General features: G+C 66.2%; 18 protein-coding genes and 1 pseudogene. 11 read left to right on the top strand and 8 right to left on the bottom strand.

Translation table 11 applies throughout. The features are described 5' to 3' along the window. Positions 1–3: 3 nt before the first annotated feature. The 3 genes from NX05_RS17780 to rpoH all read left to right on the top strand — a co-directional run bounded on the left by NX05_RS17780 (position 4) and on the right by rpoH (position 2,644). Positions 4–846: a response regulator gene (locus tag NX05_RS17780; RefSeq protein WP_017117908.1), complete on the top strand. Its 843-nt coding sequence runs from the start codon at positions 4–6 to the stop codon at positions 844–846. After that, the gene (ung, locus tag NX05_RS17775) at positions 843–1,568 is read left to right on the top strand and encodes a uracil-DNA glycosylase (RefSeq protein ID WP_017117907.1); all 726 of its coding nucleotides are present in this window, start codon (positions 843–845) and stop codon (positions 1,566–1,568) included. Before NX05_RS17780 ends, ung begins: the two co-directional genes overlap by 4 nt. A gap of 200 nt (positions 1,569–1,768) precedes the next feature. Further along, on the top strand, positions 1,769–2,644 hold the full coding sequence (gene rpoH / locus NX05_RS17770; protein WP_010370120.1) for an RNA polymerase sigma factor RpoH: 876 nt from the start codon (positions 1,769–1,771) through the stop codon (positions 2,642–2,644). Positions 2,645–2,721: 77 nt separating this feature from the next. On the opposite strand, the gene NX05_RS17765 is transcribed toward rpoH, so the two are convergent. Next, positions 2,722–3,336 carry a trimeric intracellular cation channel family protein gene (locus NX05_RS17765; protein ID WP_017112674.1) on the bottom strand — a complete coding sequence of 205 codons (615 nt, stop codon included), beginning with the start codon at positions 3,334–3,336 and terminating at the stop codon, positions 2,722–2,724. Positions 3,337–3,388: 52 nt separating this feature from the next. Beyond that, the gene (locus NX05_RS17760; RefSeq protein ID WP_026112204.1) at positions 3,389–4,681 is read right to left on the bottom strand and encodes an NAD(P)/FAD-dependent oxidoreductase; all 1,293 of its coding nucleotides are present in this window, start codon (positions 4,679–4,681) and stop codon (positions 3,389–3,391) included. Positions 4,682–4,960: 279 nt separating this feature from the next. Between NX05_RS17760 and NX05_RS25015 the strand changes: the two genes are divergently transcribed. The 3 genes from NX05_RS25015 (at position 4,961) to NX05_RS17745 (ending at position 6,830) form a co-directional block, all read left to right on the top strand. Then, positions 4,961–5,185: a hypothetical protein gene (locus tag NX05_RS25015; protein ID WP_236614360.1), complete on the top strand. Its 225-nt coding sequence runs from the start codon at positions 4,961–4,963 to the stop codon at positions 5,183–5,185. A 155-nt stretch (positions 5,186–5,340) separates the two neighbouring features. Further along, complete coding sequence (locus NX05_RS17750) at positions 5,341–6,171, top strand: NYN domain-containing protein (RefSeq protein ID WP_017117905.1); 831 nt, start codon at positions 5,341–5,343, stop codon at positions 6,169–6,171. A 35-nt stretch (positions 6,172–6,206) separates the two neighbouring features. Then, positions 6,207–6,830 carry a glutathione S-transferase family protein gene (locus NX05_RS17745; RefSeq protein ID WP_017115183.1) on the top strand — a complete coding sequence of 208 codons (624 nt, stop codon included), beginning with the start codon at positions 6,207–6,209 and terminating at the stop codon, positions 6,828–6,830. Positions 6,831–6,995: 165 nt separating this feature from the next. On the opposite strand, the gene NX05_RS17740 is transcribed toward NX05_RS17745, so the two are convergent. Further along, the gene (locus NX05_RS17740; RefSeq protein ID WP_039431953.1) at positions 6,996–9,218 is read right to left on the bottom strand and encodes a primosomal protein N'; all 2,223 of its coding nucleotides are present in this window, start codon (positions 9,216–9,218) and stop codon (positions 6,996–6,998) included. Between the two features lie 466 nt (positions 9,219–9,684). On the opposite strand from NX05_RS17740, the gene NX05_RS17735 reads away from it, so the two are divergent. Beyond that, positions 9,685–10,725: a hypothetical protein gene (locus NX05_RS17735; protein ID WP_039431952.1), complete on the top strand. Its 1,041-nt coding sequence runs from the start codon at positions 9,685–9,687 to the stop codon at positions 10,723–10,725. Further along, on the top strand, positions 10,709–11,311 hold the full coding sequence (locus NX05_RS17730) for a DUF3106 domain-containing protein (RefSeq protein ID WP_039431950.1): 603 nt from the start codon (positions 10,709–10,711) through the stop codon (positions 11,309–11,311). Before NX05_RS17735 ends, NX05_RS17730 begins: the two co-directional genes overlap by 17 nt. A gap of 188 nt (positions 11,312–11,499) precedes the next feature. On the opposite strand, the pseudogene NX05_RS17725 reads toward NX05_RS17730, so the two are convergent. Further along, positions 11,500–12,718, bottom strand: a pseudogene (locus tag NX05_RS17725) (DUF3667 domain-containing protein). Positions 12,719–12,903: 185 nt separating this feature from the next. Between NX05_RS17725 and NX05_RS17720 the strand changes: the two are divergent. After that, the gene (locus NX05_RS17720; RefSeq protein WP_039431948.1) at positions 12,904–14,280 is read left to right on the top strand and encodes an MATE family efflux transporter; all 1,377 of its coding nucleotides are present in this window, start codon (positions 12,904–12,906) and stop codon (positions 14,278–14,280) included. 84 nt (positions 14,281–14,364) lie between these two features. After that, positions 14,365–16,266: a signal peptide peptidase SppA gene (gene sppA / locus NX05_RS17715; RefSeq protein WP_039431947.1), complete on the top strand. Its 1,902-nt coding sequence runs from the start codon at positions 14,365–14,367 to the stop codon at positions 16,264–16,266. Positions 16,267–16,561: 295 nt separating this feature from the next. Here sppA and NX05_RS17710 read toward each other — a convergent pair whose 3' ends face one another. Continuing rightward, a complete protein-coding gene (locus NX05_RS17710) occupies positions 16,562–16,777 on the bottom strand; it encodes a hypothetical protein (RefSeq protein WP_010376871.1) in 216 nt (71 codons plus the stop codon). A gap of 105 nt (positions 16,778–16,882) precedes the next feature. Here NX05_RS17710 and NX05_RS17705 point away from each other — a divergent pair, with 105 nt between their 5' ends. Further along, entirely contained in the window at positions 16,883–17,659 is a 777-nt protein-coding gene (locus NX05_RS17705; protein WP_010370081.1) for an SDR family oxidoreductase, read from the top strand. A 226-nt stretch (positions 17,660–17,885) separates the two neighbouring features. Here NX05_RS17705 and NX05_RS17700 read toward each other — a convergent pair whose 3' ends face one another. The 3 genes from NX05_RS17700 to tsaC form a co-directional block, all read right to left on the bottom strand. Beyond that, the gene (locus NX05_RS17700) at positions 17,886–18,533 is read right to left on the bottom strand and encodes a DUF4124 domain-containing protein (RefSeq protein ID WP_172645780.1); all 648 of its coding nucleotides are present in this window, start codon (positions 18,531–18,533) and stop codon (positions 17,886–17,888) included. 23 nt (positions 18,534–18,556) lie between these two features. Then, the gene (locus NX05_RS17695; protein ID WP_039431943.1) at positions 18,557–19,342 is read right to left on the bottom strand and encodes a hypothetical protein; all 786 of its coding nucleotides are present in this window, start codon (positions 19,340–19,342) and stop codon (positions 18,557–18,559) included. A 214-nt stretch (positions 19,343–19,556) separates the two neighbouring features. Then, a complete protein-coding gene (gene tsaC / locus NX05_RS17690; RefSeq protein WP_039431942.1) occupies positions 19,557–20,120 on the bottom strand; it encodes an L-threonylcarbamoyladenylate synthase type 1 TsaC in 564 nt (187 codons plus the stop codon). Between the last annotated feature and the right edge of the window lie 5 nt (positions 20,121–20,125).

The raw sequence follows: 20,125 nt of genomic DNA, 5'->3' as shown, positions 1-20,125 counted from the left end.
GCCATGCATTCACCAGATCTCAAACACCTGATCAGCGACGCGCCGCGCGTGATGGTGGTCGATGGCTCCAAGCTGGTACGCAAGCTGATTGCCGACGTGCTCAAGCGCGACCTGCCCAACGTGCAGGTGATCGGCTGTTCCAGCATTGCCGAAGCGCGCCAGACATTGGAAGCTGGGGCAGTGGATCTGGTGACCACCTCGCTCTCGCTGCCCGATGGCGATGGCCTGACTCTGGCGCGCAGCGTGCGCGAAACCGCCGGGCAGGCGTATGTGCCGGTGATCGTGGTTTCCGGCGATGCGCAGCAGCATCTGGTGGAGCGTCGCTTTACCGAATACGTCACCGACTACTTCGACAAGGCGCTGGGGCATGAAGCCCTTGCCACCTTCATCCGCGGCTACGTGCAGCCCGAGCCGGTGGTGGGCGCGACCGTGCTCTACATCGAAGACAGTCGCGTGGTGGCCGAGGCGACCAAACGCATGCTCGAGCGCCAGAGCCTGAAAGTGGTGCACGTACTCACCGCCGAAGATGCCTTTGCACTGCTTACCGCCGAATCGCTGGGCCGCACCGAGCGCCGTATCGACGTGGTGCTGACCGACGTGACCCTGAAAGGCGAGCTCAACGGCCGCGATGTGGTCGAGCGTATCCGCATCGATTTCGCCTACGGCAAGCGCCGTCTGCCGCTGCTGGTGATGACCGGCGATACCAACCCGCGCAATCAGTCCGAATTGCTGCGCGCCGGTGCCAACGATCTGGTGCAAAAGCCGATCGAAGAGCGCCTGCTGGTGACCAAGGTGTTGTTCCAGCTGCGCCTGGCACGCTTAGAGGATCAGGCTGTCACGCTATGACTGAAGTGGAAGCACGTATCCAGCTGGAACCGTCGTGGAAGGCAAAGGTGGGCGACTGGCTGCTACGCCCGGAGATGCAGGAGCTGTCGGCATTCCTGCGCCAACGCAAGGCTGCCGGTGCGCGGGTGTTTCCGCCCGGCCCGCAGATCTTCGCTGCCTTCGACGCCACCCCGTTCGATCAGGTCAAGGTGGTGATCCTGGGCCAGGACCCGTATCACGGCGAAGGCCAGGCGCACGGGCTGTGTTTTTCGGTGCTGCCGGGCGTGCCGGTGCCGCCGTCGCTGCTCAACATCTACAAAGAGATCCAGGACGATCTGGGCATCGCGCGGCCGGATCATGGCTACCTGATGCCCTGGGCGCGCCAGGGCGTGCTGCTGCTCAATGCCGTGCTGACGGTGGAGCAGGGACGCGCCGGCGCCCACCAGAACAAGGGCTGGGAAGGCTTCACCGATCATGTGGTGGAAACCCTCAATCGCGAGCGCGAAGGCTTGGTGTTCCTGCTCTGGGGCAGCTACGCGCAGTCCAAGGGCAAGGTCATCGACCAGGCGCGCCATCGCGTGTTCAAGGCGCCGCATCCCTCGCCGTTGTCGGCGCACCGCGGCTTCCTGGGCTGCCAGCATTTCTCCAAGACCAACGCGCATTTGCAACGGCGCGGGATCAGCCCGATCGACTGGTCGCTGCCGCCGCGCAATGAGTTGGACACTACCTCCGCCGGTGCCTGAACAGCGTTGCCGACAGCCTCGTTTTCGCAACCAATGTGTCATGGTTTGCAGAGGGGCTGGGTGGTAACGTAGGTGTCGAATTCGGATTGCCGGACTGTAGAACACCGGCGGCATAAAAAGCCCGAATGTTCTATAAATAGAATTCTGGGAACTCTTTCTATACCCGGCAGTCCAATAGTTCGACTGCTAAGATGGTGCCTATGAACCAGACTACCTCGACTGCCCTTGTGGCAAACAATCTCCCGATTCCCAGTGCGCTCGGTTCGCTGGACGCCTACATCGGTGCCGTGCACCAGATTCCGGTGCTGTCGGTCGATGAGGAACAGAATCTGGCCCGCCGCTTCCGCGACGAGCTGGATCTGGACGCCGCGCGCGAACTGGTCCATTCCCACCTGCGCTTCGTGGTGCACGTTGCCCGCGGCTACAACGGCTACGGCCTGCCGCTGGGCGACCTGATCCAGGAAGGTAATATCGGCTTGATGAAGGCGGTCAAGCGCTTCGACCCGGACATGGGCGTGCGTTTGGTCAGCTTCGCGGTGCACTGGATTCGTGCCGAAATGCACGAGTTCATCCTGAAGAACTGGCGCATCGTCAAGGTCGCCACGACCAAGGCGCAGCGCAAGCTGTTCTTCAATCTGCGCAAGTCCAAGACCCGCCTGGGCTGGCTCAATGCGTCGGAAGTGACTGCGGTCGCCAAAGACTTGAACGTCTCCGAGCGTGAAGTGATGGAGATGGAGTCGCGTCTGTCCGGTCGCGATATCGGTTTCGATGCGTCGTCGGATGAAGACGACGATCACGGCCCGCCGTCGCCGGTGAGCTACCTGGTCGCCAACGAAGAAGATCCGTCGCAGGCGTACGAGCGTCACGACAGTGAAGACAATCAGCTGCAGCTGCTGCGTGAAGGCATGGCTGGCCTGGACACGCGTTCGCGTGACATCGTCAAGCGCCGCTGGCTGGATTCGGATTCCAAGGTGACGCTGCAGGAGCTGGCCGACGAGTACGGCGTGTCGGCCGAGCGTATCCGCCAGATCGAAGCGAATGCGCTAAAGAAGATGAAGGCGCTGTTCGTCGCCTGATCTTGCGATGACGCAGGAGTTGTTGCGCAAACGGCCCGGTTTTCCGGGCCGTTTGCATATGAGGTGCTACGCAATCGCTACTCCGGCGCGCGCGCTACCGGCAGATGCCAGCCGTAACGGATGGCCATAAAGCGCAGGCCAAAACACACGCCGGCACCGGTTGCCAGCGACCAGGCCTGCGGCACGTCCAAGATGTGCCCGACCGCGACCAGCCCGCCACCAGCCAGCGCGGCGACGGCATACAATTCGGCCTGCAACACCACTGGCGTGCGTGCCACCAGCAGATCGCGCGCGATACCGCCGCCGATGCCGCTGAGCATGCCCAGCAGCGTCGCGCTCAGTGGGCTGAGGTGGTAGTCCAGCGCCTTGCTGGTGCCGTACACCGCAAACAGCGCCAGCCCGGCCGCGTCGAAGATCTGCACGGGGTTGCGCAGGCGTTCCACTGCTGCATGCCAGTAGAAGCCGGCAACGCCGGCCAGGCAGGCGACCAGCAAATACTGCGGCTGCACCAGCGCGGCCGGCGGGGTGGTGCCGATCAGCACATCGCGCACGATGCCGCCGGACACCGCGGCCGCGCAGGACAGCACCAGCACGCCGAACAGATCCAGGCGGTTGCGCACCGCCACGGTCGCGCCGCTGAGGGCGAACACGAAGGTGCCAAGCAGATCCAGCAGGAACAGGACAGTTGCCACGATCAGGCCATCGACTCAGGCCGCACAGCATCGCGCACGGCCTGCGCCGCTGTCACCCGTCCTTGCTGCTGGGCGGCGGGTCGTCGGTGGCGCCGCCGAAGATGATGCGTGCAGCGCGCTGATAGCTCCAGTACGCCATCGCCCAGTTCACCAGCACCACGAACCGGTTACGGAAGCCGATCAGGAAGTACACGTGCGCGGCCAGCCAGAACCACCAGGCGACGATCCCGGAGAGCTTGAGTTTGCCGACATGCACGATGGCCGCCATGCGGCCGATCGTGGCCAGGTTGCCGAAGTCCTGGTAACGGAAGATTGGCGTCGTCTGGCCGCGATGGCGTGCACCAATCGCCTTGGCGATGTGCTTGCCCATCTGCTTGGCGGCAGGCGCCACGCCCGGCACCGGGCGACCGTCTTGCTGCACAGACGCCAGGTCACCGCCGACGAAGATCTCCGGGTGGCCCGGCACGCTGAGGTCGGGCTCCACCAGTACGCGACCGGCGCGATCCAGCGGCACGCCCAGCGTGCGCGCCAGCGGCGAGGCAGCCACGCCGGCCGCCCACACCACGGTGCGCGCCGGCACGAAGGTGTCGCCGAGTTGGTAGCCCAGCGCATCGATGTGGGTGACCGGCGTGCCGGTGTGCACTTCCACGCCCAGGCGTTCCAACTGCTTGCGCGCCTTGTCGGTGAGATCTTCCGGAAACGACGGCAGCACGCGCGGGCCGGCTTCAACCAAGCGCACGCGCGCCTGTTGCGGGTCGATGTGGCGGAACTCGTTCTTGAGCGTGTGGCGGGCGATTTCGGCCAGGGTGCCGGCCAGTTCCACGCCGGTCGGCCCGCCACCGACCACCGCAAAACTCAACCAGGCGGCGCGTGCGGCAGGGTCGGATTCGGCTTCGGCGCGTTCGAAGGCGAGCAGCAGCTTGCGCCGCAGCACCAGCGCGTCATACAGCGTTTTCAGGCCCGGTGCGTGTTCGGCCCAGTGGTCGTTGCCGAAATAGGCATGCGTGGCGCCAGTGGCCAGCAGCAGCATGTCGTAACCGAGCGTGTTGCCGTCGGCCAGGACCACTTCGCGGCGGGCCGGTGCGATGTCGGTGACATCGCCGAGCAGCACTTCGACATTGCGTTGCTCGCGCAGGATGTGCCGCAGCGGTGCGGCGATGTCCGGCGCCGACAGGCCGGCAGTGGCGACCTGGTACAGCAGTGGCTGGAACAGATGATGGTTCTGGCGGTCGATCAAGGTGATGCGGATATTGGGGTCATCGAGCGCGCGGGTCGCCCATAAGCCGGCGAAACCGCCACCAACCACAACAAGGTGCAGTGGAGCTTGGGAGGGGGGAGGGGTCATCGTAAGGTCCGATGGATTGCGACGCGGGCTCCACAGCATGCCGCATCGGCAATGAACATGCCGCGTCAGCGCGGCCCTGCTGCGGCATCATGTCGCATCCTTGCTTCCGGTGACCGCATGTCGTCGCTACCGCCCCCGTTGCCGCCATTGTCGTCTGTGCCGCCAGCTGCATCGTGCGCTGCGCCGCCACTGGTCCCATCCGCGCCCGCGGCCAAAAAGCCACTCAGCGGCGTTGCGATCGGGCTGGTCGTCGTGGTGACCTGTGTGGTGCGGTTCGGGATGCTAGTGCTCGGCGCACTCGTCTGGCTGATATCGATCGGCTGGTCGTTGTTTGCCGATCAGGCGCGCAGCGCGTTGCAGGACGATGCAGTCGTGCAGGAACATATCGGGCAGATCCGCGACATGCGGGTGGATCTCTATCGCACCAGTCTGGCACCGAGTGGCGATGAGTTCGTGTTCGATGTGGAAGGCGATCGCGGCACTGGACGCGTGCATGCCACTTAGATCAGTGACCGCGCCGAACGCGAGATCCTGAGCACAGGCGTGCTCACGCTGCGCGATGTCACCTAGTACACCTTGCCGGTCGAGGCCGAGGCGGACGTCGACACCGACACCGATATCAAGACCGAATCTGCTGAATCTGCCGCGTCCCTGGAGCAATGAGCATGATCGACAATCCCGACAAACGCATCGCGCTGCTGATCGACGCGGACAATGCGCCGGCCGGCAAGATCGACGTGGTGCTGGCCGAAGTGGCGCGCTACGGCGTGGCCAACGTGCGCCGCGCTTACGGCAACTGGAAGAGCCCGCATCTGAAAGGCTGGGAAGCAGCGTTGCACGATTACGCGATCCGCCCGATCCAGCAGTTTGCCTACAGTTCCGGCAAAAACGCCTCGGACATGGCGATGGTGATCGACGCGATGGATCTGTTGTACGCGCGCAATCTGGACGGATTTGCGATTGTCTCCAGCGATGCCGACTTCACGCCGCTGGTGATGCGCCTGCTCACCGACGGCGTGAAAGTGTATGGCTTCGGTGAGAAGAAAACACCGGCGCCGTTCGTCAATGCGTGCTCCAAATTCACCTATGTCGAAGCGCTCGGCGAACAGGCGGCGGCTGCCAGCGAGACCGCTGTCGGTCGCAAGGACGCCACCGCATTACGCGGCGATACGCGCCTGGTGCAAATGCTGCGCAACGCGATCGTCAGCGCCTGCGAAGACGATGGCTGGGCATTGCTGAGTGCAGTCGGTAAACAGGTCGCCAACCAGGCCTCGTTCGATCCACGCAACTACGGCTATCGCAAGCTCAGCGATCTGGTGCGCGCGATCGGCTTGTTCGAGATCAAGCAGGACGAACAGGCGTTGTGGGTGCGCGACACGCCCAAGGGTGGGCGCGCCAAACCGGCGCAGCCGGCCGCTGCGAAGGCGCAACCGGCAGCGGCTGCCAAGCGCCCCGCGCGTGCGCCAGCCAAACCTGCAGCAGGGGGCTGAGCATGACGCAGGACGCAAATCTGCCCGCCGCAGCGATGCCCGCCATCACGATCTGGGGACGGCGCAATTCCAGCAACGTGCGCAAGGTGTTGTGGTGCGCCGAAGAAGCCGGGGTGGTCTACACCTCGATCGAGGTGGGCGGTGCGTTCGGCGGCAACGACACGCCGGCCTATCGCGCCTTGAATCCGAATGGCGTCGTGCCGACCTTGCAGGATGGCGCGCTGGTGCTGTGGGAATCCAATGCGATCGTGCGTTATCTGGCCGCGCACTATGCGCCGGCGTTGTATCCGCAGGCACCGGCCGAACGCGCGCTGGGCGACCGCTGGATGGATTGGACTACCTCCACGTTCGCCGGTGTGTTTCGCGACCTGTTCTGGGGCGTTGTGCGCACAGTGGAGGCCGAGCGCGATCACGCACGCATAGATGCGGCGTTGAGCCAGTCGGGCGATCTGCTCGCACGCGCGGATGCGGCATTGGCGCAGCAGCCGTATCTATCCGGCGAGCAGTTCGCGATGGGTGATATTCCGCTGGGGAGCTTCATCTACGCGTGGTTCGAAATGCCGATCGAGCGCCCGGAATTGCCGCATCTGCAGGCGTGGTACGCGCGCCTGCGTGCGCGGCCGGCGTACCAGCGCGCCGTAATGACGGCATTGACGTAAAGCGGCTAACACAACGTGGTGAGCAGTTGCGGGTAGGAGCGCACTTATGCGCGAGGGCATTGCCGGTAATGCCCCATCGCGCGCAAGCGCGCTCCTCCACGACGTGAGCACACCGCGCAAAAACATGCGTGGGGCTGCCAGCGGCCGTGTTTGATACGCCATGCGCTAATACAAGTCGATCGGGTCCACATCCAGCGACCAGCGCACCCGGCGGGCTTGCGGCAATGCATAGATCGCCGGCAGTTGCGTATCGAGCAGCCGATGCAATGCCGAGCGTTGCTGCGCCGACAACAGCAGCTGGGTGCGTTGGAAACCGGCGCGGCGCGGCATCGGTGCCGGCATCGGGCCGTAGCATTCCACTGCAGCAAATGCCGGCGATTGCGTGCTGGGGTCGGCGCTGGTCAAGCCACGCACCGCCAGCAGGAACTGATTGGCCGCCGTCACATCCTTGGCTTCGGCACGGAACAAGGCCAGGTGCGCGAAGGGCGGGAATCCAGCCGCTTCGCGCTGCTGCAGTTCGGCATCGGCAAAGGCGTGGTAGCCGCCATTGACCAGGGTCTGCAGCAAGGGATGCTCGGGGTGGTGGGTCTGCAGCCAGACTTCACCCGGGCGATCGGCACGCCCGGCGCGTCCTGCCACCTGGATCAACTGCTGGGAGAGTTTTTCGGCGGCGCGGAAGTCGGCCGAGAACAGGCCTTCGTCGATGCCGACCACTACCACCATGGTCAGCCGTGGCAGATCGTGGCCCTTGGCCAGGATCTGCGTGCCGACCAGGATGCCGGCATCGGTGCCGAGCCGGGCGAGCTGAGTTTCCAGTGCGTCGCGGCGCTGGGTGGTACTGCGGTCGATGCGCACCACCGGGAAGTCCGGGAACGCCTCGGTCAAACGCTCTTCCAGCCGTTCGGTGCCGATGCCCTGCGGTTGCAGCGCCAGGCTGGCGCAGGCCGGGCAGGCCAGCGGTGCGGGTTGGCGCGCGCCGCAGTGGTGGCACTGCAGGCGGCGGCCGCCGGCATGCACGGTCATCGGGGTCTGATGCAGCGGCGTGCTGCAGCGCTGGCAGGCGGCGGTCCAGCCGCAGTCGTGACACAGCAGCACCGGCGCATAGCCGCGGCGGTTCTTGAATACCAGGACCTGTTCGCCGCGCGCCAGGGTGGCGCCGATGCCGGCCAGCACCTCGGGCGACAGGCCGTCCTTGAGCGGACGCTTGCGCACATCCAGCACACGTACCCGCGGCGGGCGCGCTTCGCCGGCACGGCGCGACAAGCGCAGATGCTGGTAGCGGCCGGAGTAGGCATTGTGCAGGCTCTCCAGCGATGGGGTGGCGCTGCCCAGGATCACCGGCACATCCAGCGCCTTGCCGCGCACCAGCGCGAAATCGCGCGCGTGATAGCGGATGCCGTCCTGCTGCTTGTAGCTGCCGTCGTGCTCTTCGTCGATCACGATCAGGCCGGCGTTGGGCAATGGGGTGAACACCGCCGAGCGGGTGCCGACGATCAGCTTGGCCTCCCCGCGCCAGGCCGCTGCCCACACCCGTGCGCGTTCGCCATCGGAGAGTCCTGAGTGCAGCGCGTGCACCGGCACGCCCAGGCGTGCACGGAAGCGGCCCAGCGTCTGCGGGGTCAGTCCGATCTCGGGGACCAGCACCAGCGCCTGCTTGCCGGCGGCCAGGCAATCGGCAATCGCCTGCAGGTAGACCTCGGTCTTGCCGCTGCCGGTGACGCCATCGAGCAGATAGGTGGCAAAACCGCTGTGCGCGCGGATCGCGGCGGCCGCCGCCTGTTGTTCGTCGTTGAGTTGGGGGCCGCTGCCCGGGCGCGGTGAGATGGTGTCCGCCGGCATCGCCACGCGCTCGGCGTAGTGACGCTTGGCCAGGCTGCGCGCGGCCTCGCGCCACTGCGGCAGGAGCGGGTCCAGTTGCTCTTCGCCGACTGCACCGGTGAGCAGAAGAGCCGCCAACAGAGCGGGGCGGCTGCCCGCGCGCAGGCTGGCGGCACCGCTGCGGCCGGCTTCGGTCAGCTGCCAGGCCCAGGCGTGGGTGTCGGCCAAGGGCTCACCGCGGCGTAAAGGGCCGGGCAGGGCGCTGGCCTGGGCTTCGCCGAGCGGCGCATGGGTGTAGCGGGCCAGCCACTGCAGCGAGCGTGCCAGTTCATCGACCAGTAGCCGCGCCTGGTCGCACCAGGCCAATGCCAGGCGCAGGCCGTCGGCCGTTGGCAGTTGGCCGATCTCCACCACCACGCCGACCAGCTCGCGCGGCCCAAACGGCACCCGCACCCGGCAGCCGACCCGTGCCTGATCGGTCAGCGGCGCATCGGCCGGGGGCAGATAGTCGAATAACTGAGGCAGCGGCACCGGCAAGGCGACGCGCAGGGTGGCGACGGTCGAAGACATCCGACCAGTCTACCGACCCTGTCCAGAGGCCGGCAGCCGACCCGAGCCGGTTCAAATCGGCGCCGGAGCGGCGCCGCGTTCTGTGACGGAAGTGATAAATCCGACGTAAACCTATGTGAGGGTTAAGGAAACGGGTTTATCCACACCGCCTGTGGATAAACCTGTGAATTAGTCTCGTGCTCCACGCTATGACGACGGATTCACTAGTCTCTTCAACCCCTTGGACATTTTTTAGCCAACATGCATAAGTTAATAAATTTCAATCACTTAGGCGTGAAACACGATTGCAACAAAGAAAAAACAACAGTTGACAGATGCCCGCGTATCGGTATGTCTGCCGCTGTGCACAACCCGCAGCGGTGATGGGCGCGGCTGGCGTGAAGGCGGAGCTGGGCCGGGCCGATCTGTCAAGCCATCGGCGGTGGCCAATCGCGTCGGTATCATGCCGGCCGATGCTGGAGTTCTCATGACCGTAGTCCCCGACGCCCCCGTGACCCCTGCCGCGCTATCTGCCTTCTTGCGCGGTGTCGAGCGCCGGGGTCTGGTACTCGCCCAATTGCAATGCGGCGACGTTGCCACCGCCGAGCGCACCCTCGCAGCGGCTCTGCGCGCCTTCAGCAGCCAGGCGGCAGGTCGGCCGATGGCTGGCTGGCCGATGCGCTTCTGGAGCTTGCTGGCCACCGCGCCACCGCTGCGACGCGAGCCAATGCCGGGCACCTGGCTGCCCCCATTCACCGCGCTGGGCCAGATGCAGACCGCCGACCGCCTGGCCCTGCTGCTGCGGATCGTGGCCGGGCTGGAAGAGGTAGTGGCCAGCGAGGTGCAGGGTGTCGAGGCGGCGGACTACCGACAGTCGCTGGCGCGCGCCTGCCCGCGCGATGCTGCCGGCAACCCCGATGCACAGGCCTGGCGGGCCCTGGCCGAGGCGGCGCAAGTGGAACTGCGCGACCTGACCCCGGCCCAGTTGACCCGGCTCAGCCAGCTGCGCGATTCGGCCTTGGCCGGGATGTCGCTACAGACGGCCGCGCCGGCCGCGGCAGCACCGGCGCCGCATCGTCCGGGTCCGGCCACCGCACGCACGCGTCCCAGGCGGCAATGGCAGTGGCCGCAGCTGGAGCGCCGCCACGCAGGCATGGCGCTGGGCGTGCTGGTGGTGGCGCTGCTGCTGGCGGTGCTGGGCTGGTGGTGGACCCACCGCCGGCCGGCGCTACCGCCCGAGCCCGTGTCGCAGGCGCCGGCTGGCGTGCTGCATGTGACCGACGCGGCGCCGGTCTTGGTGGAAGAACTGCCCGCGGCCGACCTGCCGGAAGCAGTGGCCAAGCCGGGCCTGGACCCGCGCGACCAGACCATGCTGGCCGACCCCGATCTGGAGCTGGCACGTGCTGCAGACTTCTATGCCTGGTATGCCGCCGGCCACCCGGTGCCGGTCGATGAATCTGGCGCGCATGCCACCGCGGCCGAGCAGCCTTCCGCCCCTCTGGAGACGGTCGATGATGAAGCCAACTAACTGGTGGGGCCTGTTGCTCTGCGCCATTGCCGGCATTGCCGGCGCGCAGACCTTGCCGACGCCGCTGGAAGAATCCGCCGCTGCGCCCCTCGCATCCACGGCGGTTGCCGCAACGGCGAGTACAACCCCGAGCGCCGCGCAGCAACGCGCGCGCTGGGAGGCGATGACGCCCGCGCAGCAGGCCGAGTTGCGTGCCCGCTACGCCGCCTGGAAGGGGCTGACTGCGACGGACCGCGTGGTGCTGCGTCAGGCTCGCGAGCGCCTGCAGGCTTTGCCTAAGGATCAGCAACGCGCGTTGCGCACGCAGTTCGGCGCGATGGATCGCCTGCATCGCGATGGCTGGCGCCTGGGCTCGCAGGTGGGGGCGTTCTATGCACAATTGCAGCCGCTGATCGGCTACGTGCCACTGGCCCAGCGCGACGCCATGCTCGCCGCGCTGCGCAGCCTGGATGCCGGCCAGCTAGAGCAACTGGCGGTGTTGGCACAGCGCACCCCGCCCCAGGAACGCGATGGTTTGCGCGATGCTTTCCTGGCCGAAGCGCCGGCCACGCGCAGCACCTGGTTGAAGCGGCAGCTGGCGCGCTGATCGGTCACGGCACGATTTCGCTGCGGTAAGCGTGCGCGTGATGTTGCGGATTGCGCGCGGCATTGGTTCAAGCGGCTGTTGGCGTCAGATAGCGCCGCCACGTACTGCGAATCACGCGCGCAGGCCCAACGATGCGTCACGCTGCAACGCGGCTGTTATCGCTAAGTCGCATCCACATCGGCGCCGCATCAAAGACGCGCCAGACTCGCCACCATCAACAGCGCCGCGGCAACCGTCACGAACACCAGATACACCCCGCTCAGTCCGACGTACTTGAGCACGGATCAACCATGACTGCGCATACACGCGTCGCTGCATCCACAGCAGATACACCGGCATCCACACCGTCAGGCCGAACTGCACCAGTCCAATACTCCAGATGATCGGGCTGGCAATATGCGCCAAAGCATCGCTGAGTAGCGACAACAACAGCTGCACCAGCAGGTTCAGACACAAAAATGCATGGCTGTATAACGCCACCACCAGATGCTCCAGATACACCTGCCCGCTGCGGACATAAAACACCCGCAACAGCAGCGCAAACAGCGGCACCAGCATCAGCAACGCAGACGGCACCGCTGCGAAGAATGCGTTGTAGAGCAGCTGCGGATTGCTGCGCAGGCGCGGCACGTTGTCGCGGATGTGGCTCAGTTGCGTGTTGATCCAGCGGTTGGCCAATTGCGGTAGCGCCGCATAGTGCAGCGGGTTGCTCACCGGATCCCACGGCTTGCCCATCACTGAAAAGAACGTGCTGTCGTTCTCTGTCTCCGCGGTAGGCACGGCGCTGGTCGGGCGCGCATCGGCCTGCAACTGCGTCAAGCGGCGCTGCGCTTCGGCATTGGTGCGCGCGATGCCGGTCGGCACCACTGTGCGCGTCTGCGTGAGTATGTCGACCAGTTGCCTGCGCAGCGCTTCCACCTGTGCCGGCGTGCGTGCGTGCGCGAAATCCTTGGGCACCGTGGTCTGGCTGGTACCGGGCGCCGTGGCGTCGTCGTCTGCGTCGGACGCGTGCACGGCGATGCGCGCGATGAAGAACGTCAACAAGCTCAGGATCAGGAATAGCCGCATCGGCGCCACATAGCGCACGCGTTGGCCGCTCAGCAAACGCAGTGCCAGGCGTCCGGGCACCAGCAGATCGCGCAGGGTGCGGAAGATGCGCCCATCCAGATGCCAGAACGATTCGAAGACTTCTTCCACCGCATGCGCGACGCTGCGCACCGGTTATGCGCGCTTTGCCCGCAGGCGTGGCAGAACGCGCCGTGCAATGCAGTCGAACAGTTTTCGCAATCCGTGCGGTGGTGCGCGGTCGAATGCAGTGACATGAGCCAGGTCCGGTTGGCGGGTCGTGGGAAGGGCGCGTTGCCGAAGATGTGATCCCGAAGGAGCAGCGTTGGCGCACGCGTGCAACGGTATCCCGCGCTGGCCCGGTGGCAGCAGCCTTCGCGTCTTGTCCGCACGCGCTTACGCGCAGCAGGCGCTACCCACTTGGGCGACAAGGGCGCAGTCGGAAAGTCCGGGTAAGATAGACGGCCCACGCGACCCGGTGCCAGCGCCTCCCGGCACGGCCGTAGTCCGCGCAGCGATTGGTTTTCATGTCTGTTTCTTCTGCACCCCCGTCTGCGACGCCAGGCCTCGCCTCGGAAGTGCGCACCACTGGCCTGCTTGCGTTGCCGCTAGTGCTCGGCCACGTCTCCACCGGCCTGATCGGGTTTGTCGACAACGTCATCGCCGGCCACCACGGCACCGCCACGCTGGCTGCGGTGACCATCGGCACCTCGCTATTGTGGCTGCCGATGCTGGTGCCGATTGGCACGCTGATCTCATTGACCGCCTCGGTCTCGCAGCTGATGGGCGCCGGCCGCGAGCGCGAGATCGGGCCGCTGTTCCGGCAGGCGCTGTGGATGTCGCTGGGGCTGAGTGCGCTGATGTTCACATTCCTGAGCGTGGTGCCGCCGCTACTGCCTACCTTTGGGATTGCGCCGGACATCGTGCCTGGCGCCACCGACTTTCTGCATGCAGTGCGCTGGGGCGTACCCGCGCTGACGTTCTACTTCTGCATGCGCTACCTCAGCGAGGGCATGCACTGGACGCTGCCGACCATGCTGCTGGGCTTTGGCGGTCTGCTGGTGCTGGCGCCGCTGGGCTATGCGCTGACCTACGGCAAGTTCGGCTTTGCCGAGCACGGTGCTGAAGGGCTGGGCATGGCCTCGGCCATCACCATGTGGGTGCAGGCGAGCGTATTCGCGCTGTATTTGGGGCGCGCGCGGCGCTTTGCGCATCTGCACTTGTTCACCCACCTGGAAGGCCCGCGCTGGCGCGCCATCGGCGAGTTGCTGCGCACCGGCTTGCCGATCGGCATCACCGTGTTGATGGAAGGCGGGCTGTTTATCGTCACCGCGTTGTTGATCGGTCGGCTGGGCTCCACCGAAGCGGCCGCGCACCAGATTGCGATCAACGTTGCGCAGCTGTGTTTCATGATCCCGATGGGCGTGGCCGAGGCCACCACCGTGCGCGTTGGCCATGCGGTGGGGCGCGGCGACCCGCTGGGCATGCGGCGCGCGGCCTGGGCCGGCTATGCCATCGTGCTGGGCACTCAAGCGTTATCGGCCAGTGCGCTGCTGCTGGGCCACGATGCCATCGTCGGCGTCTATACCGACGATGTGGCGGTGGCCGCGCTAGCTTCGGTGTTGCTGCTGTTTGCCGCCACATTCCAGTTTCCCGATGGCATTCAGGTGCTCTCGGCCGGCGCGCTGCGCGGGCTCAAGGACACCCGCGTGCCGATGTTCCTGGCGATTTTTTCGTATTGGGGCGTGGGCATGCCGATCGGCGCCGGGCTTGGCCTGGGGCTGGACTGGGGACCGAAGGGCATGTGGGTCGGCCTGATCCTGGGCCTGACGGTGGCCTCGATCCTGATGGGGCTGCGCTTCCGCCAGACCAGCCGGCGGCTGACCGCCACCGCGACACTCTGACTTCCTGCGCATGCCGCGCGCGCTGCGCAGCCGGTATGCTGGGCACCATCGATCTATATGCAGCGTCTTTCGACGGAGTTTTCCATGAACCACCCCGTGCGTCGCAGTCCCATCGCCAGCTTCTTCGTCGGCCTGTGGGATGTGATGAATTTCACCCGGCGCCTCATTTTCAACCTGGTGTTCTTCGGTTTCCTGTTTTTGCTGCTGCTGTTGTTCGTGGTGGCGCTCGCGCGTGGCGACGGCACCAAGCCGCTGGCCGAGCGCACCACCCTGGTGATCAACCCGGAAGGCACGCTGGTCGAGCAGTTCAGCGCTGACCCGGTGAGCCGGTCGCTGGCCAAGGCAGTGGGCGACAAGAGCGCTGAAGAAGTGCAGCTGCGCGACCTGGTGCGGGTGATCGAGGCGGCTGGCAAGGACCGCAAGATCGAGCGCGTGCTGTTGAATCTGGACAAGTTCCAGCCGTCCGGTTTTGCCTCGCAGCGCGAAGTGGCCGCTGCGCTGCAGAAGCTGCGTGCCTCCGGCAAGCAGATCGTGGCCTTCAGCGAGAGCATGAGCCAGGGCCAGTACCTGCTCGCTGCGCAGGCCAACGAGGTGTATCTGGACCCGATGGGCAGCGTGATGCTGGAAGGCCTGGGCCGCTATCGCCAGTACTTCCGCGAAGGCCTGCAGGACAAGCTCGGCGTGGACGTTCATCTGTTCCGCGTGGGCGAGTACAAGTCTGCGGCCGAGCCGTACATCCTCGACGCGGCCTCGGCCGATGCCAAGGAAGCGGATCTGTTCTGGATGAACGATGTATGGCAGCGCTATCTGGCCGACGTCGGCACCGCGCGCAAGCTGAGCCCGGCGCAGCTGACCGCCGGCATCGATACGCTGCCCGAAGGCGTGGCCGCCGCCGGTGGCGACCTGGCCAAGTTCGCGCTGCAACAGAAGCTGGTGGACGGGCTCAAGACCCGCGAAGAAGTCGATGCGTTGCTGGTCGAGCGCGGCGTGGCCGACAGCGATGCCGACAGCGGTTTCCGCAATATCGGGTTCAACGATTATCTGAGCCAGTTGCAGGCCCAGGGTTCGCCGATGGACAGCCGCCCGCAGGTGGCCGTGGTGGTGGCGACCGGCGAAATCAGCGGCGGCGAACAGCCGGCCGGACGCATCGGTGGCGAGTCCACTGCGGCGCTGCTGCGCCAGGCGCGTGACGACGAGAAAGTGAAGGCGGTGGTGCTGCGCGTGGATTCGCCCGGCGGCGAAGTGTTCGCCTCTGAGCAGATCCGCCGCGAAGTGGTCGCGCTCAAGCAGGCCGGTAAGCCGGTGGTGGTGTCGATGGGCGATCTGGCCGCTTCCGGCGGCTACTGGATCAGTATGAATGCCGATCGCATCTACGCCGATCCGTCGACCATCAGCGGTTCTATCGGCATCTTCGGCATGGTGCCGAACCTGACCCGCGCGCTGGACAAGATTGGCGTGCACACCGACGGCGTGGGCACCACGCGGTTCGCCGGTGCGTTCGACATCACCCGTCCGCTGGATCCGGCGGCCGGCCAGGTCATCCAGGCGGTGATCAACAAGGGCTACGCCGACTTCACCGGCAAGGTGGCGCAGGCGCGTCACCAGTCGGTGGATGCGATCGACAAGGTTGCGCGTGGGCGTGTGTGGAGCGGCGCGCAGGCCAAGGAGCGTGGGTTGGTGGATGCCTTCGGCGGCATGCAGGAAGCGGTAGCCGATGCGGCCGACCGCGCCAAGCTGAGCCGCGGCAAGTTCCGCGTGCGCTATGTGGAAAAGCCGGCTACGCCGTTCTCGCAGTTGATGAGCGGGTTTGCCGGCAGCCGCATGGGCGCCTGGATGCTGAGCGACTCGGGCATGGCACGCGCATTAGTGGCCCGCTCGTTGCCGGAAGTGGATACGCAGCTGCGCTTTGTCGAAAGCGCCGTGCACGACAGCAAGGCAGGCGGCACGCCGGTCAAGTCGCTGGCGTATTGCTTCTGCGGATTCTGATGCGGCGCGCTCAGTGAGCGAGTGATGCATCGACAACGCCGGCCATGTGCCGGCGTTGTTGTGCGCGCGCGGGTGATGCAATGGTTTGAACGGCCGAACGAACGAAGCAGGCTGCAAGACCCATGCAGGAATCGTCGAGCGTGCAACCATCAGCCACTCGCCATCGCGCATGTTGTGCTGAGCACAGCTACAGCCTTGGCAGGCGTTCACCGACAGGTATTGGCACATCCGTGCGCTGATTGGCACCAAAAGCAGGCGCTTCAGGGCGCCAGTTCACCCGGTTACCGAGGTTTCGCTACTGCGTGGCGGCATCGATCGCTTTACGCTGATCGTCGGCCGCCTGGTCGGTTGCGGCCTGCACCGCGTGCGCCTTGTTCAACGGTTCCTGGATGTGGTCGCGCAGCGCGGTGGCCTGCGGGTCGGGCTTCTGTTCGGTGGGCGCGGGCTGCGGCCGCTGACAGGCGCTCAGCGACAATGCCAGGCCCGCTGCAAGCATCCACTGCATCTTCATCGTCGTGACCTCGCTTGGGGTGGCGGTATCCTAACGCTCGGGCCACGCGTGCGCGTCAGTTGCGCAGCAGCGGCCGTTTCCTGCGGATTGAAGAGGATCACCCACGTGACAACACACCGTTGGCGGCTGGATGGACAGACCGCCCTCATCACCGGCGCCAGCGCCGGGATTGGCTTGGCCATTGCGCGCGAACTGCTCGGCTTCGGCGCCGACCTGCTGATGGTGGCGCGCGATGCCGATGCTCTGGCGCAGGCACGCGATGAACTTGCCGAGGAATTTCCCGAGCGCGAACTGCACGGGCTTGCCGCCGATGTGTCCGACGATGAAGAGCGCCGCGCGATCCTGGATTGGGTGGAAGACCACGCTGATGGCTTGCATCTACTGATCAATAATGCCGGCGGCAACGTCACCCGCGCCGCGATCGACTACACCGAGGACGAGTGGCGCGGCATCTTCGAAACCAATGTGTTTTCCGCCTTCGAATTGTCGCGTTATGCGCATCCGTTGCTGACGCAACATGCTGCCTCGGCGATCGTCAATGTCGGCAGTGTCTCCGGCATCATGCATGTGCGCAGCGGCGCGCCGTACGGCATGACCAAGGCGGCGTTGCAGCAGATGACGCGCAACCTGGCGGTGGAATGGGCCGAAGACGGCATCCGCGTCAACGCGGTGGCGCCGTGGTACATCCGCACACGCCGCACGTCCGGGCCGTTGTCGGATCCGGATTACTACGAGCAGGTGATCGAACGCACCCCGATGCGGCGCATCGGCGAACCGGAAGAAGTGGCCGCCGCGGTGGGGTTTCTGTGTCTGCCCGCCGCCAGTTACATCACCGGCGAATGCATCGCGGTGGATGGCGGATTCTTGCGTTACGGGTTTTAGCGCGGCCAATCAATCACCGTCATCGCGCGATTGGCTTCACAGGCGCGCTGAGCGGGCATGTTCTTGCGCATGCCGGATTGAGCGCGCAGTTTTCATCCATCTGGTGAGTGCTTGCCAGGTTGCCGTCAGTCGCTTGCAAAAGGGCGGTGCAGCAGCGCAGACGTACCGACTCAGCGTGTCACATTCCTGCACCTGCATGCGTGCCCAGACACAGCAGCAAACGCACTCAGGGCGCTGCGGCCGGATTGGCGCAGCGGCTTTCATCGAGTACCCGGCGCATCTGATCAAAGCGCTGTTTGCGTTCGGCCGCTTGCGCTTCGTCGGAGAAGCGCCAGGTGGATTCGGCCTGCTCGGCGCGTTTGCGCCAGGCCTCGCACAGGCTCTGGTCGGGCACCGGCGCGCAGCGGTCGGTGACCACTTCGCAGGCGCTGCCGCCACCGGTCGCCGGCCCGCCGGCCAGATTCGTGGTCTGCATCGGCAAGCAGCGCGTGGCGGGTTCGCGGTCTTCGGTGAAGTAACGCCCGTTGTCGTGCGTGGTGCACTCGAACAGCGGTGGCGGCGGCAGCGTCGAGGTAGAGGTCACCGCCGGTACTGGTGGTGCGACGGGCGTGGCAGGTGCCACTGGCGCCGATGCAGCCGCTGGCGCAGCAGCGCGTGGTTGCGTCGCCGGCGTCGCACGTGCCGGCGATGCGGTGACTCCGCCTGGCGCGAAGGGCACCGCCGCCGGTGCGGTCATCAGCTTCTTCTGCTGCTGCATGCCTTTCGGGCACGGCATGTTCTGCACCGTCAGCGCACCGGTGGGATCGGTGCAGCGGTAGATCGCCACTTCCTGCGCGTCGGCCAGCGAACCCATCGCGGTCATGCTCAACGCCATCATGACCAACAGCTGCCAGCGCCTCATGCGCCGCCACAGTCGCGTTGCTGGCGCGCTTCGATACCGCGCTGTTCGCGGCTGAGATCTTCGCGCTCGCTTTGCAGCGCGCTGTTGTAGCGGCGGATCAGCTCCCAGCGGCGGTCGGCCAGGCGCGCGCAGACTTCCTGCGCGGGCAGGGCATGGCATTCGTCGCGGATCTGCACATTGCCGTACGGCACGATCACCGTGCCGCCGTAGCCGCCGTCGTTGTAACCGCCCTGATAGCCGCCCTGGTAGCTGCCCTGATAGGTCTCTGCGCCGAAGCTCGCGCTGCCGCGGATGCTTCCTCGTCCGGAGCCGCCTTGCACCGAGATTGCCGGGCGCGGGTTCACCGAGATCGGCGGGCGCTGGATGCCGCCGCCATTCACCGGGCGGCCAACGCCATTGCCCACATAGGCCGGCCCCCAGGTCGGTACCCAGCGCGGATTGCCTTCCGGGCTGTCGCTTGTGTAGCGGTTGCCGTCTTCGGTGGTGCACTCGTACATCGGCTGCGGCGGTTGCACTGTGACAATGCGGACCTCGCGCGCGGGCGCTGCGGCGACCGGCGCCGGTGGCTCGGCACGCGCCGCACGCGGCGGTGGGTCCTGCGGGCGTTGCATGTCCAGCACCTGCTGGCGACCGCTGCTGCAGGGCGCGTCCTGCAGGGCGACGGTGCCGGTGCTGCTCACGCAGCGGTAAACTCGCACGTTCGGGTCGGGCTTGCTCGCGGGCTTGGCGGCCGAGGCAGGCAGCGCCGCGGCCAGCAGCAGAAGGGTCAGGACGGTACGCATGGGCGCAGTGTGCGCGTCTGTGCGGCTGCCGCAAAGAGGGCGCGGCTGAACGGCGTGCGGCGTGAATACAACAACGCGGCACTCAGCTGAGCTCTGCTGCCGACAGCCTTCAAAAGGGGATGGCAGCGCGAAGAATAGGCGTGCGAGTGGAGACAAACCGCACCGAGCAGGACCGCAGGCAGCGAGTGGCTGCGCAGTGGTTTGTCAGCTGCGCTCAGTCGCGCAGAATCTGGCCACTGCGCGCGTCGCGGATCTGGGTGGGCTGCGCCAGTGTGCCCACTTCGCCGTCCACCACACCGTCGATCGTTGCCAGCAAGGCCGGGTCCAGCGCAGCGCGGCTGCGCGCTGGCGGCTCGCCGGCCAGGTTCGCGCTGGTCGACACCAGCGGTGCTCCCCAGGCCGCGCACAGCGCTGCCACGACCGGATGGGCGCTGATGCGGACTGCCAGTCCATCATGCTCGCCGGTCACCCAACGCGGCGCCCGTTCGGTGACCGGCAGAATCCAGGTATGCGGGCCGGGCCAGCTGGCCAGCACGTCCTGCCGGCGTGCCGGCTCCAGTGCGTCGATGTCGACCCAGTTGCGCAATACGTCCACGCTCGACGCCACCACGATCACGCCCTTGTCGACCGGGCGCCGCTTGATCTCCAGCAGCCGCATCACGGCCGCTTCCTGGCGCGGGTCGCAGCCCAGGCCCCACACCGCTTCTGTCGGGTAGGCAATCACGCCGCCCTGGGTCAGGGTGTCGACGGCGTTATCCAGGGTGAGTGTGTGGGCCATGCTGC

Source organism: Xanthomonas vasicola (genome assembly GCF_000772705.2).
GTDB lineage: Bacteria > Pseudomonadota > Gammaproteobacteria > Xanthomonadales > Xanthomonadaceae > Xanthomonas > Xanthomonas vasicola.
This window is presented reverse-complemented; position numbering and strand designations above follow the sequence as displayed.